Source organism: Caballeronia sp. AZ10_KS36 (genome assembly GCF_023631105.1).
In the GTDB taxonomy this organism is placed as follows: Bacteria; Pseudomonadota; Gammaproteobacteria; order Burkholderiales; family Burkholderiaceae; genus Caballeronia.
In genome coordinates this window covers 249,146-263,724 of sequence record NZ_JALQDQ010000001.1, presented here as the reverse complement: position 1 = coordinate 263,724, position 14,579 = coordinate 249,146, and the positions used below count along the sequence as shown (strand labels likewise).

Below are 14,579 nucleotides of genomic sequence, written 5' to 3'. Positions count from 1 at the left end.
GCTTCATTGTGCGGCCGTCACACGCCGCAGACTTCGCCCTTTCCAGCGACTTCACGCGCCGCCTTCGCGCCTTCCACTTGCAGCAGTTCCGGCAGCGACACGCCGTTCTTCGCCGCCGTCACTTCCGCGAGAATCGATACGGCAATCTCCGGCGGCGTCCGGCTGCCGATATAGATGCCGACCGGCCCGTGCAGCCGCGCGAGTTCGGCGTCGCTGAGATCGAACTCTTTCAGCCGCTCGCGCCGCGCCGCGTTATTGCGCCGCGAACCGAGCGCGCCGACATAGAACGCCGGCGTCTTCAACGCTTCCATGAGCGCGAGATCGTCGAGCTTCGGATCGTGCGTGAGCGCGATCACCGCGCAACGCTCGTCGAGCTTCATGTCCATCACGGTGTCGTCGGGCATGGTGCGCACGATGGTCGTGCCCGGCACGTCCCACTCGTCGGTGTACTCCTCGCGCGGATCGCACACGGTCACCTGATAATCGAGCCCGACCGCGATGCTGCACAGATAGCGCGACAACTGCCCCGCGCCGATCACGAGCATCCGGTAGCGCGGACCGTGAATGGTGAGGAGCTTCGCGCCGTCGAAGAGCACGCCGTCCGTGGCCTGCGCGGGTTCGAGGCGCGCGGCGCCCGTCGCCATGTCGAGCGTGCGCGCGACGAGCCGCCCGCTTTCCACCGCCGCGCACAGTTCCGCGATGCCGCTCTCGCGCGTGAGCGGCTCCAGCACGAGTTGAATGGTGCCGCCGCACGGCAAGCCGAAGCGGTGCGCTTCTTCCGCGCTGATGCCGTATTTCACCGCTTCCGGCTTCGCCTGCTCGATGCCCCGCTGCCGCACGCGGTCGATCAGATCGTCCTCGATGCACCCACCCGACACCGAGCCGACCACATGGCCGTCGTCGCGCACCGCGAGCATTGCGCCTTCGGGCCGGGGCGACGAGCCCCACGTCTTCACGACCGTGACCAGCAGCGCGCGATGCCCTTCTTCGAGCCATCGCGCGCTGTTCTTCAGGACTTCGAGATCCACGCTGTCCATGATTTCTTTCCTTTCTCTTCCTTGTCGGCGTCAGCCGGTTCGTCCGCGACGCCATCCGGCTGGGTTTCCCCTGCGCCCTGCAACTTCGCGCCGAATCGCTTGAAGAACTCACCCGCGATCTTACGCGCTGCGCCGTCCACGAGCCGCGAGCCAATCTGCGCGAGCTTGCCGCCCACCTGCGCGTGCGCGCTGTAGGTGAGCTTCGTGGTGTCCGCGTCCTCGCCCGGTTCCAGGTTCACTTTGGCCGTGCCTTTGCTGAAGCCCGCCGCGCCGCCCTGCCCTTCGAAGACGATCGTATAGGTGTGCGGCGCGTCGATATCGGTCAGTTCCATGCGTCCCTTGAAGCGTGCCTTCACCGGACCGACAGCGGCAGTCATCCCGACGGCATAGGCATTTTCGCCGTCCGCTTCGATGCTGTCGCAGCCCGGGATGCAGGCTTTCAGCATGGCCGTGTCGTTGAGCGCCTCCCACGCGCGATCCTGCGGCACCGGCAAGGTATGCGTTTCGGTCAGTTCCATTGCGTGTGTCCTCCTGGCATTCGGGGCGCGCCGCGCGCGGAAAGCGCCGCCATTTCCCGCCCGACAGCGGCCAGGCTGTCGAGGTTGTGAGCCGCGAGCATCGCATCGACGTGCGGCAGGATCGCGCGCACGCCTCGCGCGCGCGGCGTGAAGCCGGCAAATCGCAACAGCGGATTGAGCCACACCAGCCGATGCGCGAAGCGCCTGAGCCGCGCCATTTCGGCATCGAGCACGTCGATGGCCTCGTGATCCAGCCCGTCGGTCACGAGCAGCACGGTCGCGCGGCCCGCCAGCACGCGACGCGCCCAGCGCCGGTTGAAATCCGCGAGCGCCGCGCCGATGCGCGTGCCGCCCGACCAGTCCGCGACCTGTTCGCCGAGCGCGGTCACCGCGACATCGGGATCGCGCTCGCGCAACGCGCGGGTCGCGTTCGTCAGCCGCGTGCCGAACAGGAACACCTGCAAGCGTTCGCGCGATTGCAAAAGCGCGTGACAGTAGTACAGCACGGCGCGGGAATACGCGCTCATCGAACCGGAAATGTCGAGCAGCAGAACCAGCGGCGGCCTGCGCTCCACCGCCGCGCGATACTTCCACACGGTCCAGTCGCCGCCCGCGCGGACCGCTTGCCGCGCGCTCGCGCGCAAGTCCGCGTGCGTGCCGCGCGACGCCGCCTTCAGCCGGCGCGTCGGCTCGGTCGCGAGCGGCAGCCGGTGCGCGCGAATCTGATGCCGCAACGCGCGCCATTCGTCGGCGCTGAGGGTGTCGAAATCGCGATGACTGAGGCGCTCCTGCGCACTGAACGACAGCCGCGCGTGCGTCTCTTCGGCGGGCGCTTCCGGCTGCGGCCTCTCGCGCGTTTCGCGCGTGTCGGTGCGCGTCGCGAGCGCATCGGCGAGACGGTTGTTGCGCTTCGGCGGCGGCGCGGCGCTTTGAATCTTCGGCAGCAAGAGCGCGCGCAGCTTGCTTTCCCAATCAGGATCGCGCCAGAACAAATCGAACGCGGAATCGAAGATCTCGCGCTCGTCGCTCGCATGAATCAGCAGGCACGCGAGCGCCGCGCGCACGTCGTCGCGCCGGCCTAAGTCGATGAAGTGCAGCGCGTCGAGCGCATCGACCGCCTGCGACGGCGACATGCCGAGCCCCGCGCCGCGCAGCAAGCGCACGAAATGGACGACGTTGCGCGCGAACGGTTCCACGGTCACGCCCGCGCCGTCGACAGACATTGCGCGAGCGTCGCGGCGTCCATGCGCGCGAGATCGTCCTGATACTTCAGCAGCACGCCGAGCGTGTCCTGCACCGATTGCGGATCGAGTTCCGAAACCGACAACGCCGCCAGCGCGCGGCACCAGTCGATGGTTTCCGCGACGCCCGGCGCCTTGAACAAGTCCATCGTGCGCAACTGATGGACGAACGCGACGGCCCGCGCCTGCAACGCCGCGCCCGCCTCCGGCGCACGCGCCGCGACGATGTCGAGTTCCACGTCCCGCGCCGGATAGCCGATCCACTGATACAGACAGCGTCGCTTCAACGCATCGTGGACTTCGCGCGTGCGGTTGGACGTCATGATCACGAGCGGCGGCCGCGCCGCGCGCACGGTGCCGTACTCGGGAATCGACACCTGAAAGTCGGACAGCAGTTCCAGCAGAAACGCTTCGAAGGGCTCATCCGCGCGGTCGATCTCGTCGATCAGCAACACGCGCCGCGCGTTCGCGTTCGCGGGATCGGGCAAGAGCGCCTGCAACAGCGGCCGCTTCAGCAGAAACTCGCCGCGATACAGCGAATCGTTCGACGGCGTTTCGCCCGCGGCTTCCGCGAGGCGCAGCGCCATGATCTGACGCGGATAGTCCCATTCATACAGCGCGCTCGCCGTATCGAGCCCCTCGTAGCATTGCAGACGCAAAAGCGTCGTGCCGCACAAGCCCGCCGCCGCCTTCGCCAGTTCCGTCTTGCCGACGCCCGGCTCTCCTTCCAGAAAGAGCGGGCGCTGCATCTTCAGCGCGAGAAAGAGCGCCGTCGCCAGTTCGCGGCTCGCGAAGTACTGCTGCTCGCGCAGGCGCGCGAGCGTGTCGTCGATGGAAGCGGGTTCGTCGATCATCACGCCGAGAACGACAGCGCGCGTTCGATCGCGCGGCCCGCGAGCACCGGAATCAGATGCGCGCGGTAGGCTGCGCTCGCGTGCATGTCGTCGTTGAGGCCGTCGGCGGGAATCGTCACGCTGCGCGCGGCCGCCACCGAGAAGTCCTTCGACAACGCCGCTTCCAGTTCCCTGGCCCGGAACGCGGAAGGCGCCGCGCCGGTCACGCCGACGCGCACGCCGTCCGCATGCTTCGCGACGAATACGCCGACGAGCGCGAAGTGCGACGCCGGATTGCGAAACTTCTCGTAAGCCGCGCGCTCGGCGAGCGGAAACTCGACGGCGGTGATCAGTTCGTCCGGTTCGAGCGCGGTCTCGTACATGCCGAGGAAAAAGTCGTCGGCGGCGATGCGACGGCGGTCCGTCACGATGGTCGCGTTGAGCGCGAGCACGGCGGACGGATAGCAGGCGGCGGGGTCGTCGTTGGCGAGCGAGCCGCCGATGGTCCCGCGCTCGCGCACCTGTCGGTCGCCGATGCGGCTCGCGAGATCAGCCAAACCCGGCAGCGCGCGTTTTACGTCCGCGTTGGCGCCGACTTGCGCGTGGCACATCGCGCCGCCGATGGTCAGCTTGTCGGCATCCAGCGTGACGGTTTTCATCGACGCGATGCGCGTCACATCCACGAGCGCCGACGGCTGCGCAAGCCGCAAGCGCATGGTCGGCAGCAAGCTCTGGCCGCCCGCGAGGTATTTGGCGTCGCCGTTCGCCGCGAGCGCGGCCACCGCCGCTTGCGCCTCGTCCGGCCGTTGATAGTCGAATGCGTACATATCGGTCTCCGTCAGGCGGTTTCGGCAACTTGGGCGGTTTGGGCGGCGTGCATCGCGGTCCAGACGCGATGCGGCGTCGCGGGCATCTGCAAGTCCTTGACGCCGAGCGGCGCGAGCGCATCGAGAATCGCGTTGATGACGGCGGGCGGCGAGCCGATCGCGCCCGCTTCGCCGCAGCCTTTCACGCCGAGCGGATTGTGCGTGCACGGCGTGCCTTTCGCGGTCTCGACGGTGAAGCTAGGCAGGTCGATGGCGTGCGGCATCGCGTAATCCATGAACGAGCCGGACAGTAGCTGACCGCTCTCCTTGTCGTACACGCAGCGCTCCAGCATGGCCTGGCCGATGCCCTGCCCCAGGCCGCCATGCACTTGCCCTTCCACGATCATCGGATTGATCACGTTGCCGAAGTCGTCCACCGCAGTGAACTTCTGGATGCGCGTTTCGCCGGTGTCGCGATCCACTTCGACTTCGCAGACATACGCGCCCGACGGATACGTGAAGTTCGTCGGATCGTAGAACGCGTTTTCGTTGAGACCCGGCTCCATGGTTTCGAGCGGGAAGTTATGCGGCACGTAGGCGGCGAGCGAGACTTCCGCGAAGCTCTTCGTACGGTCCGTGCCCGCGACGCGGAACACGCCGTTCGAAAACTCGATGTCTTCCGCCGACGCTTCCAGCAGATGCGCGGCGATCTTCTTCGCCTTCGCTTCCACCTTGTCGAGCGCCTTCATGATCGCCGAGCCGCCGACCGAAATCGACCGCGATCCATACGTGCCCATGCCGAACGGAATGCGCCCGGTGTCGCCGTGAATGACCTCGACGTTTTCGAGCGCCACGCCCAGCCGGTCCGCCACCACTTGCGCGAACGTCGTCTCGTGGCCCTGACCGTGGCTGTGCGAGCCGGTGAACACGGTGACGGAGCCGGTCGGATGCACGCGCACTTCGCCTGCTTCGAAGAGGCCCGCCCGCGCGCCGAGTGCGCCCGCCACGTTCGACGGCGCGAGCCCGCACGCCTCGATGTAGCACGAATAGCCGATGCCGCGCAGCTTGCCTTCCTTCTCCGACTGCGCGCGCCGCTCGGCGAAACCCGCGACGTCCGCGAGTTCCAGCGCGCGGTTCAGGCACGCGTCGTAGTCGCCGGTGTCGTAGGTGAGGCCGACCGGCGTCGCGTACGGAAACTCGCGGATGAAGTTGCGGCGGCGCAGTTCGACGGGATCGATGTTCAGTTCGCGCGCCGCCGTCTCGACGAGCCGTTCGACCACATACGTCGCTTCCGGACGGCCGGCGCCGCGATAGGCATCGACCGGAACGGTGTTCGTGAACACGGCCTTCACTTCGGCGTAGATCGCGGGCGTGGCGTACTGACCGGCGAGCAGCGTCGCGTACAGCACGGTCGGCACCGACGACGCGAACGTCGACAAATACGCGCCCATGTTCGCCGTCGTGTGGACGCGCATCGCGAGGAACTTGCCGTCGTTGTCGAGCGCGAGTTCCGCTTTGGTGACGTGGTCGCGGCCGTGCGCGTCGGAAACGAAGGCTTCGGAACGCTCGGCGGTCCATTTGATCGGACGTCCGACTTTCTTCGATGCCCACGTCAGCGCCACGTCTTCCGGATACAGGAAGATCTTCGAGCCGAAGCCGCCGCCCACGTCCGGCGCGATCACGCGCAGCTTGGATTCCGGCAGCGACAGCACGAACGCCGCCATCAACAAACGCTCGACGTGCGGATTCTGATTCGCGACGTAGACCGTATAGCTGTCGTCGTGCTTCGAATAGCTCGCGTTGACGGCGCGCGGCTCGATGGCGTTCGGCACGAGCCGCTGATTCACGATATCGAGTGTGGTGACGTGCGCGGCCTGCGCGAACGCGGCGTCGGTGCGCGCCTTGTCGCCGTGGCCCCAGTTGTAGCAGACGTTGTTCGGCACGCTGTCGTGCACGAGCGGCTGGCCCGGGTCGGCGGCGCTACCCGTATCGACGATAGCGGGCAGTTCTTCGTAATCGACTTCGATCAGTTCGAGCGCATCTTTCGCTTCCTTCACCGATTCCGCGACGACGAGCGCCACCTGATCGCCCACGTGCAGCACCTTGTCATGCGCGATGACGGGATGCGGCGGCTCGTGCATCGGCGAGCCGTCCGTGCTGTGGATGAGCCATCCGCACGGCAAGCCGCCGACGTTTTCGCCCGCGAGATCCTTGCCGGTGAATACGCCGATCACGCCCGGCGATGCAAGCGCCTGCTCGGTATTAATATTGCGAATGCGCGCGTGCGCATGCGGCGAGCGCAGGAACACGCCATAGCTTTGGCGCGGCAGCACGACGTCGTCGGTGTACTGGCCCGCGCCGGTCAGGAAGCGATAGTCTTCTTTGCGCTTGACGCCAGCGCCGATCAGTTTCTGTTGCTCAGGGGCATTCATCGCGGTCTCCGTGATAGGCGCGATTCTTGGTGTCGAAAAGGGAACGAGGGAGTCAGGCGCCCGCTTTCATGTTCTGCGCGCCTTCGAGAACGGCTTTCACGATGTTGTGATAGCCAGTGCAGCGGCACAGATTGCCGTCGAGCTGATCGCGGACTTCTTCTTCCGTGAGATCGGGCGATTCGGCGGCGAGCGCGCTCGCGCTCATCACCATGCCCGGCGTGCAGAAGCCGCATTGCAGGCCGTGGCATTCCCTGAACGCCGCCTGCATCGGATGAAGCTGGCCGTCTTTCGACATGCCCTCGATGGTCGTCACGCTCATGCCGTCGGCCTGCGCGGCGAGGATGTTGCACGATTTGATCGCGCGGCCATCGAGATGAACGGTGCACGCGCCGCACTGCGCGGTGTCGCAGCCGACGTGCGTGCCGGTCAGCCCGAGGTTTTCGCGGAGAAACTGAACGAGCAGGACATGCGGTTCCACCTTCGCGGTCACGGGTTTGCCGTTGACCGTCAGGCTGATGCTGAGCGTCATTACTGTCTCCTTGTCGACCGCGGCGGGCTTTTCGCCTCGCTACGGTCCTTGCACGATTGCAAGGGGATGGACCAGCCTCAACGTCACTCGGGTCACGCACGTCACCACGTCTCTACCTGCCCGCGCGTCGCGTCCGGCTGGAATTTCGTGTTATGTGTACGGCGAGTAAAGCACAAATCAGCGGGCGTCGCTATTAGGCGCACGCCCGTGCCGCCCTTGCCGCCGGGCGAAAAAAAACGCCGCCCGGAAGGGGCGGCGTTCTGCGCTGATCCATCAGACAAGCGGTTAGTGCGTCACGGTTTCCCGCTTCGGGGCGTTCGCGCTCGACGGCTGCGCCTGAACGCGACCCAGCGCGGAATGACGGCGCGAATACGCGAAGTAAATCACGAGCCCGATCACGAGCCACACGACGAACGCAATCCACGTCGTCGCCGTCAGGTTGAGCATCAGAAAGAGGCACGACGCCACCGCCAGAATCGGCACGACCGGAACGCCCGGGCAGCGGAACGCGCGCGGCAGGTCCGGATGCGTGCGGCGCAGGATCAGCACGGCGATGGACACCATCGAGAACGCGGCAAGCGTGCCGATGTTGATCAGTTCGGCGAGCACGTTGAGCGGCACCAGCGCGCCGATCAGGCCGAAGAAGATGCCGACGAGCCACGTCGTGAAGAACGGCGTCGCAAAGCGCGGATGCACGCTCGAGAGCTTGGCGGGGAGCAGCCCGTCACGCGACATCGCGTAGATGATGCGCGTCTGGCCGTAGCTCATCACGAGAATGACGGTGAGCATGCCGAGCACCGCGCCCAGGTCGATGAAACCGGCCACCCAGTTCTGTCCCGCCACTTGCAGCGCATACGACACCGGATGCGAGATGTGCGCGAACTGCGCCGCCGGCACGATGCCCGTCACGACCGCCGCCACCGCCACGTACAACACCGCGCACACCGCGAGCGAGGAAATGATGCCGATGGGCAGATCGCGCTTCGGGTTCTTCACTTCTTCGGCTGCGGACGACACCGAATCGAAGCCGATGAACGCGAAGAACATGACCGCCGCCGCGCCGAACACGCCGGACCAGCCGTGCGGCATGAACGGATGCCAGTTCGCCGGCGTGACGTGGAATACGCCGACCGCGATCACCAGCAGCACGACCGTGACCTTGATCGCGACCATGACGTTGTTGATGCGCGTGGATTCCTTCACGCCGATCGACAGCAGCCACGTAATGACCATCATCACGAGGAACGCGGGCAGGTTGAAGTACGTGACGTGGTCCGGCAGCGCGCCGGGCGCGGCGGTGAGCGCGGTCGGCAGGCTGATGCCGAAGCCCGACAGCAGCGATTGCAGGTAGCCCGACCATCCGACTGAGACGGCGGACGTCGCGAGCCCGTATTCGAGCATCAGGTCCCAGCCGATGATCCACGCGGCCAGTTCGCCGAGCGTCGCGTACGAATAGGTGTAGATGGAACCGGCGACCGGGATCGTCGAGGAAAACTCCGCGTAGGCGAGCGCGGCGAAACAGCACGCAATCGCCGCGACGATGAACGACACCATCAGCGCGGGCCCTGCCTGCACGGCGCCCGTGCCGGTCAGCACGAAAATGCCGGTGCCGATGATCGCGCCGATGCCGAGAAACGTGAGGTCCAGCGCGCCAAGCGTTTTCTTGAGTGACGTGCTGTGCGCGCCGGCCAGCATGTGCTCGATGTTTTTCTTACGGAACAACGACATTGCGGTAAGTCTCCATGCGGCGCTCGCGCGCCCTTGCTGCGGAAAAACCCGACATTCTATCGGAGACTTCGACAATGCCCACAAATTGGGCAGCATGCGCGCATGCGGTGCCTGTTTATCTTGTTTGAGATAAAACGCCGCTCAGCCTGCGATCGCAGGGTTCATATCGACGAGGCGGTTCGAGAGGACGTAGAACGTCAGTTCGGCGTTGTTGGCGAGCTTCATCTTGTCCAGCAACCGCGTGCGGTAGACGCTCACTGTTTTGACCGACAACGACAGCGCGTTTGCGATGTCGGTCAGCCGCTTGCCCGACGCCAGCATGCACAGCGTCTGGAACTCGCGGTCCGACAAGTTCTCGTGCGGCATCCGCTCGCTATCCAGCGAGACGTAGGTGGCGAGCGCCTCCGCCATTTCGGGGCTGACATACTTGCGGCCGGCGGCGACCTGTTGAACCGCGCGGATCATCAGCGCGGGGTCCGCCGTCTTCGAGAGATAACCTGCCGCGCCTGCCTTCAGCGCGCGCACCGCATACTGATCTTCGCGATACATGGAGAACATCAGCACCGGAAGACGCGGCGTGTCCCGCTTGAGGCGCTTCAGCACGTCGAGGCCGGTGGTATCGGGTAGCGAGATGTCGAGGAGCGCGACGTCGAACGAGGCGCGCGCCGCGAGCGCCAGCGCCTGCGCGCCCGACGCCGCTTCGCTCACCTCCGACGCGACGCCGCGCTCCAGCAGCAGCTGCGCGACGCCACGGCGCACGATGGCGTGATCGTCAGCGAGAAGAATCTTGAGCGCCATGCGCGCGCTCAGTCGTTGACCGCGCGCAGCGCGGCGCGCGGTGCGGCTGTCCACGGCAGGCGCGCGCGCACGCAGGCCCCGCCGGTTTTCGATGCGCCCACGCGCAGCGTGCCGCCGAACGCCTCGCAACGAGCGCGCATGCTCTCGAACCCGAGCCGCCCGGCTTTACGGCGCGCAGCGGGCGTGATGCCGATGCCGTCGTCGTCCACCACCAGCGTGAGCGCGTCGTCGTCGGCTGTTAGCGTGACGTTCGCGCGCGTCGCATGCGCGTGCCGCGCGACGTTGTTCAGCGCTTCCTGCGTGATGCGAAAGAACGCATGCGACAGACCTTGCGGCAGGCGCTTCGCGTAAATTTCAACTGAACAAGATAAATTGACGGAGAGACCGGCGCGCGCGCCGAAGGTTGCGAGCCATTCGGCGAGCGCGGCGGGAAGTCCGTCGTCGAGCGCCGGCGCGTGCAGGCCCTCCACGATCCGGTGGTTCGAGGCAGCGACTTCGGCGAGACATTCGCGCGCCTGGCGCAGTGCTTGGGAACAGGCAGCGGGCGCATCGGCGGGCAGCAGATATTCGGCGCGCGCCACTGCGAGGTTCGCGGCGGTGAGAATCGCGCCGGCTTCGTCGTGCAGATCGGCGGCGATGCTGCGGCGAACGCGCTCGTCGGCCGCGCAGACTTGCGAAGCGAGGTCCTGTACGCGGGCGCGCAGGCGTTCGACCTCGCGGTCGCTTTCCCGCTTGGCGTCGAAGAGAACGGAAAACGGTAAGCCGGATGCCTCCGGCGTCGCTGACGACACGCCGCGCACGGTGGCGCAGGACGTTGCACGCTGATCCAGTCCGATCAGGGCCGACGGGTTCATTTTTCCTCGCTTTGAGCGCAACTTGAGCTACGTCCTCGGCACCGCGAGTCGGCGTAACTAAATTTACACTCTGTAACATGGAAATCGGACGATGCACGGCTTGCGCATCGCTTCGACGTGATCGCATCATATCTCAAAAATATGATTGATCCATGTCCGACAAGGCCGCGGCGGCAGAACTTCATGTCGATTGATAACAGCAGCGCAGCCCAAGCGCGGCAAAGACTGTCCGCAGTTGTAACAAGCAGCCGGCAAGCAGGCGAAAAAAAACCGGAGCGATTTGCCCCGGCTTCTTCGCGAACACGCCATCCAAGAATCAGCCGACGAACGCCTTTTCGACGACGTAATGACCCGGATGGTTGTTGCTGCCTTCCTGGAAGCCCAGCGAGTCCAGCAACTGACGCGTGTCGCGCAGCATGTGCGGGCTGCCGCAGAGCATCACGCGGTCGTTTTCGATGGAGAACGGCTCCACCGACAGATCCGAGAACAGCTTCTTCGTCTCGATCAGGTCCGTAATGCGGCCGCGGTTCGCGAATTCTTCGCGCGTCACGGTCGGGTAATAGACGAGCTTCTCCGAGACGATCTCGCCGATGTGCTCGTGCGCCGGCAGGTGCTCGGTGATGAAGTCCTTGTACGCGAGTTCATCGACGAAGCGGCACGTATGCGTCAGCACGATCTTCTCGTAGCGGTCGTAGACGTCCGGGTCCTTGATGATCGACATGAACGGCGCGAGGCCCGTGCCCGTGGAGAGCAGCCACAGCGTCTTGCCCGGCAACAGGTTGTCCGCGACGAGCGTGCCCGTCGGCTTCTTGCCGATCAGCACGGAATCGCCGACCTTCAGGTGCTGAAGACGCGAAGTCAGCGGGCCGTCCGGCACCTTGATGCTCAGGAATTCGAGATGCTCTTCGTAGTTCGCGCTCGCGAGACTGTAGGCGCGCAGGAGCGGCTTGCCGTCGACTTCGAGGCCCACCATCGTGAACTGGCCGTTCTCAAAGCGGAACGAGGCGTCGCGAGTGCAGGTGAAACTGAAAAGCGTGTCGGTCCAGTGGTGGACGCTCAGAACGGTTTGAGAGTTGAGGTTGCTCATGGCTTCTTGGACTATGCGAAAACGGTGACGCTCGCGGCGGAACGCCGGAACGCGGGTCGCTCGACGCCGCGCGAAAGGACGAGCGGCTTGCGCTTTCGTCCGAACTTTCGGCTCTGTGCGGCGTGTTTGCGGCAGGCCCGCGTCGGCAGTCGTGCAGCCGGGCATTGCATGGGCGCAATCGGCTATTCTAACCCGATAGCCGCCGGGCGTCCTCGGGCCGGTTCGCCAGCAGCGCGTGACGATCCGCCACGCGCCACGCGCCGCCGCCGATTCTGCTCGCTGCCGATCAGCAGCGAATGAACCGCGAGCCCGCATGATAGCAACCGTAGCGGAGCCGCTTCCGAATCACCCTTCTGACGGAATGCGGCTTCGAGACGTTCAGATGCGCTGATCCGTCGACGGCTTTTCCCACAGATTGATGCCGCCTTCCTGCGCGTACTTGTCGATCTCCGCGAGTTCTTCCTGGCTGAACTCCAGATTCTTCAACGCGCCGACGTTTTCGGTGACTTGCTCCGCGCGGCTCGCGCCGATCAGCACCGAGGTCACGCGCCCGCCGCGCAGCGCCCACGCCAGCGCCATCTGCGCGAGGCTTTGGCCGCGCCGCTGCGCCAGTTCGTTCAGCTTGCGCACGTGCTCCAGATTTTCCTGGCTCAGGTGTTCCTGCTTGAGCGATCCGCCGCCCGGCTTGTTGACGCGCGCATCCTGAGGCACGCCGTTCAGATACTTGCTCGTGAGCAGCCCTTGCGCGAGCGGCGTGAACGCGATGCTGCCCGCGCCGATCTCATCGAGCGTATCGAGCAGTTCTTCTTCGATCCAGCGGTTCAGCATGTTGTACGACGGCTGATGGATCAGAAGCGGCACTTTGTGCTCGGCGAGCAGCTTGGCCATTTCGCGCGTCTTCGCCGCCGAATACGACGAGATGCCGACATACAGCGCCTTGCCCGAATGCACGGCGGTCGCGAGCGCGCCGGCGGTTTCTTCGAGCGGCGTATCGGCGTCGAAGCGATGCGAGTAGAAGATATCGACGTAATCCAGCCCCATGCGCTTCAGGCTCTGATCCAGACTCGCGAGCACGTACTTGCGCGAGCCGCCGCCCTGCCCGTACGGACCGGGCCACATGTCCCAGCCGGCTTTCGTCGAAATCAGCAGTTCGTCGCGATACGGCTTGAAGTCGTCCTTGAAGATGCGCCCGAAGTTGGTTTCCGCGCTGCCGAACGGCGGCCCGTAGTTGTTCGCGAGGTCGAAATGAGTGACGCCGAGATCGAATGCGGTGCGCAGGATGTCGCGTTGCGTCGAAATGGGCGTGGTGTCGCCGAAGTTATGCCAGAGACCGAGCGACAGCGCCGGCAGCTTGAGCCCGGATTTGCCGCACGTGCGGTACTGCATCTGCGAGGAGTAACGCTCGGATGCTGCTTCGTAAGCCATGACAGATTTCCTTTGCGAGTGGCGGTTTTGGACTAACTTTGACAATCGTGAAGCCGGTGGATGCGCGCCGCTGCTCTATGCTCGCGAATCGACCAAAGCCGTCAATGTTAAGCCAATCGGCGACGGCGCGAGCGCGGGGCATTCGCCTCCCGATATGCGGGAGCACACGGCGCGCCGCCTGGTCAACGCATTCATCGCACAAGGAGCCTCTTTATGGATTCAATCGACAAACTGCGCCCCGCCTACGACTTCATGCTCACGCTCGGGCTGACGTACGGCGTCAACCTTCTGATGGCGATCTTGATCGTCGCCGTCGGCTGGTGGATTTCGAATATCGTCGCGAACGCGCTGCGCCGCACGCTCAACCGCACGAACGTCGATGCCACGCTGACGCCGGTGCTCGCGAGTCTCGTAATGTGGGCCATACGCGTGGTCGCCATCGTCGCGGCGCTCGGCAAATTCGGCATCGCGGCGGCGAGCATCCTGACCGTGCTCGGCGCGGCCGGGCTTGCCATCGGACTGGCGCTGCAGGGCACGCTGCAAAACATCGCGGCCGGTTTGATGTTGCTGCTGTTGCGGCCGTTTCGCGTCGGCGACTATATCGAGGGAATCGGCGTGACGGCGGGCACGGTCAACGAGATCGGTCTTTTCACCACGCGGCTCACGAAGGCGGACGGCGTCGTCATGTATGTGCCGAACAGCATCATCTGGGCGAATCCGGTGACGAATTACAGCGCGAACGAGCAGCGGCGCGTCGTGCTCAACTTTCTCGTGCAGCACGGTCAGGACGTCGAGCGCGTGCTCGGCGAGCTGCGCAGGCTCGTGACGGGCGATGCGCGCATCGTGCAGGACGGCGCGTCGGCGCCGTGGATCGCCGTCACGGATTACACCGATACCGGCGTGAAGTTCAACGTGGGTGTGTGGACGCGCGCAAGCGACCATCCGGCCGTGCAGGCCGACTTGCTGCGCCAGATTCAGCCGCTCACGCGCGTGCCGGTCGCGGCGTGACCGTGGCCTGGCTGGACGCCCTGCGGCGCGCCTTGTAAGCTGGCGCGCCCTATCCCGAAACTAACGAGGACCCTTGATGACCCGAGCGATTTCCCTTGCCTTGCTCGTCGGCGGCATCGTGCTCTTGTACTTCGGCGGACAGTCGTTTCACTCGTTGAGCAACGACGTCTCGCGCTTCTTCACGGGCTCGCCGACCAACAAGACGATCTGGCTGATCGCGGGCGGCATTGTCGCGTCGCTTGCGGGGCTGATCGGACTCGCGCTGCCCTCGAAACGCTGAACG

Annotated in this window: 14 protein-coding genes; 2 read left to right on the top strand and 12 right to left on the bottom strand. The window is 65.3% G+C overall.

The features are described from left to right. Nucleotides 1–17: 17 nt before the first annotated feature. The 12 genes from NCR35_RS01245 to mgrA form a co-directional block, all read right to left on the bottom strand. Complete coding sequence (locus NCR35_RS01245; protein WP_250532697.1) at nt 18–1,037, bottom strand: XdhC family protein; 1,020 nt, start codon at nt 1,035–1,037, stop codon at nt 18–20. After that, a complete protein-coding gene (locus NCR35_RS01240; protein WP_250532696.1) occupies nt 1,010–1,555 on the bottom strand; it encodes an SRPBCC family protein in 546 nt (181 codons plus the stop codon). Before NCR35_RS01240 ends, NCR35_RS01245 begins: the two co-directional genes overlap by 28 nt. Next, nucleotides 1,546–2,778: a vWA domain-containing protein gene (locus NCR35_RS01235; protein ID WP_250532694.1), complete on the bottom strand. Its 1,233-nt coding sequence runs from the start codon at nt 2,776–2,778 to the stop codon at nt 1,546–1,548. Before NCR35_RS01235 ends, NCR35_RS01240 begins: the two co-directional genes overlap by 10 nt. Further along, nucleotides 2,754–3,650 (bottom strand): AAA family ATPase, encoded by an 897-nt coding sequence (locus NCR35_RS01230; protein ID WP_250532692.1) that lies wholly within the window; start codon nt 3,648–3,650, stop codon nt 2,754–2,756. The genes NCR35_RS01235 and NCR35_RS01230 overlap by 25 nt, the downstream gene beginning before the upstream one ends. After that, nucleotides 3,650–4,456: an FAD binding domain-containing protein gene (locus tag NCR35_RS01225; protein WP_250532690.1), complete on the bottom strand. Its 807-nt coding sequence runs from the start codon at nt 4,454–4,456 to the stop codon at nt 3,650–3,652. Before NCR35_RS01225 ends, NCR35_RS01230 begins: the two co-directional genes overlap by 1 nt. An 11-nt stretch (nt 4,457–4,467) precedes the next feature. After that, nucleotides 4,468–6,867, bottom strand: a complete 2,400-nt coding sequence (locus NCR35_RS01220) for a xanthine dehydrogenase family protein molybdopterin-binding subunit (RefSeq protein ID WP_250532689.1) — start codon at nt 6,865–6,867, stop codon at nt 4,468–4,470. Nucleotides 6,868–6,919: 52 nt separating this feature from the next. Continuing rightward, nucleotides 6,920–7,396, bottom strand: coding sequence for a (2Fe-2S)-binding protein (locus NCR35_RS01215; protein ID WP_250473410.1), 477 nt, complete (start codon nt 7,394–7,396; stop codon nt 6,920–6,922). A gap of 285 nt (nt 7,397–7,681) precedes the next feature. After that, nucleotides 7,682–9,124 carry a branched-chain amino acid transporter BcaP gene (gene bcaP / locus NCR35_RS01210; protein ID WP_250532688.1) on the bottom strand — a complete coding sequence of 481 codons (1,443 nt, stop codon included), beginning with the start codon at nt 9,122–9,124 and terminating at the stop codon, nt 7,682–7,684. Nucleotides 9,125–9,265: 141 nt separating this feature from the next. Further along, nucleotides 9,266–9,922 carry a response regulator transcription factor RqpR gene (rqpR, locus tag NCR35_RS01205; RefSeq protein ID WP_250532687.1) on the bottom strand — a complete coding sequence of 219 codons (657 nt, stop codon included), beginning with the start codon at nt 9,920–9,922 and terminating at the stop codon, nt 9,266–9,268. Nucleotides 9,923–9,930: 8 nt separating this feature from the next. After that, on the bottom strand, nt 9,931–10,776 hold the full coding sequence (locus NCR35_RS01200; protein WP_250532686.1) for a sensor histidine kinase: 846 nt from the start codon (nt 10,774–10,776) through the stop codon (nt 9,931–9,933). A gap of 316 nt (nt 10,777–11,092) precedes the next feature. Beyond that, a complete protein-coding gene (locus NCR35_RS01195; RefSeq protein ID WP_175938781.1) occupies nt 11,093–11,863 on the bottom strand; it encodes a ferredoxin--NADP reductase in 771 nt (256 codons plus the stop codon). Nucleotides 11,864–12,241: 378 nt separating this feature from the next. Beyond that, a complete protein-coding gene (gene mgrA / locus NCR35_RS01190; protein WP_250532685.1) occupies nt 12,242–13,288 on the bottom strand; it encodes an L-glyceraldehyde 3-phosphate reductase in 1,047 nt (348 codons plus the stop codon). A gap of 213 nt (nt 13,289–13,501) precedes the next feature. Here mgrA and NCR35_RS01185 point away from each other — a divergent pair, with 213 nt between their 5' ends. After that, nucleotides 13,502–14,296: a mechanosensitive ion channel family protein gene (locus NCR35_RS01185; RefSeq protein ID WP_244847577.1), complete on the top strand. Its 795-nt coding sequence runs from the start codon at nt 13,502–13,504 to the stop codon at nt 14,294–14,296. A 76-nt stretch (nt 14,297–14,372) separates the two neighbouring features. Continuing rightward, a complete protein-coding gene (locus tag NCR35_RS01180; RefSeq protein WP_175938776.1) occupies nt 14,373–14,576 on the top strand; it encodes a DUF3185 family protein in 204 nt (67 codons plus the stop codon). Nucleotides 14,577–14,579 lie beyond the last annotated feature (3 nt).

Bases quoted from the DNA above. Each gene is read 5' to 3' on its own strand.
- NCR35_RS01245 (WP_250532697.1), bottom strand. From the start codon at position 1,037: ATGGACAGCGTGGATCTCGAAGTCCTGAAGAACAGCGCGCGATGGCTC.
- NCR35_RS01240 (WP_250532696.1), bottom strand. From the start codon at position 1,555: ATGGAACTGACCGAAACGCATACCTTGCCGGTGCCGCAGGATCGCGCG.
- NCR35_RS01235 (WP_250532694.1), bottom strand. From the start codon at position 2,778: ATGTCTGTCGACGGCGCGGGCGTGACCGTGGAACCGTTCGCGCGCAAC.
- NCR35_RS01230 (WP_250532692.1), bottom strand. From the start codon at position 3,650: ATGATCGACGAACCCGCTTCCATCGACGACACGCTCGCGCGCCTGCGC.
- NCR35_RS01225 (WP_250532690.1), bottom strand. From the start codon at position 4,456: ATGTACGCATTCGACTATCAACGGCCGGACGAGGCGCAAGCGGCGGTG.
- NCR35_RS01220 (WP_250532689.1), bottom strand. From the start codon at position 6,867: ATGAATGCCCCTGAGCAACAGAAACTGATCGGCGCTGGCGTCAAGCGC.
- NCR35_RS01215 (WP_250473410.1), bottom strand. From the start codon at position 7,396: ATGACGCTCAGCATCAGCCTGACGGTCAACGGCAAACCCGTGACCGCG.
- bcaP (WP_250532688.1), bottom strand. From the start codon at position 9,124: ATGTCGTTGTTCCGTAAGAAAAACATCGAGCACATGCTGGCCGGCGCG.
- rqpR (WP_250532687.1), bottom strand. From the start codon at position 9,922: ATGGCGCTCAAGATTCTTCTCGCTGACGATCACGCCATCGTGCGCCGT.
- NCR35_RS01200 (WP_250532686.1), bottom strand. From the start codon at position 10,776: ATGAACCCGTCGGCCCTGATCGGACTGGATCAGCGTGCAACGTCCTGC.
- NCR35_RS01195 (WP_175938781.1), bottom strand. From the start codon at position 11,863: ATGAGCAACCTCAACTCTCAAACCGTTCTGAGCGTCCACCACTGGACC.
- mgrA (WP_250532685.1), bottom strand. From the start codon at position 13,288: ATGGCTTACGAAGCAGCATCCGAGCGTTACTCCTCGCAGATGCAGTAC.
- NCR35_RS01185 (WP_244847577.1), top strand. From the start codon at position 13,502: ATGGATTCAATCGACAAACTGCGCCCCGCCTACGACTTCATGCTCACG.
- NCR35_RS01180 (WP_175938776.1), top strand. From the start codon at position 14,373: ATGACCCGAGCGATTTCCCTTGCCTTGCTCGTCGGCGGCATCGTGCTC.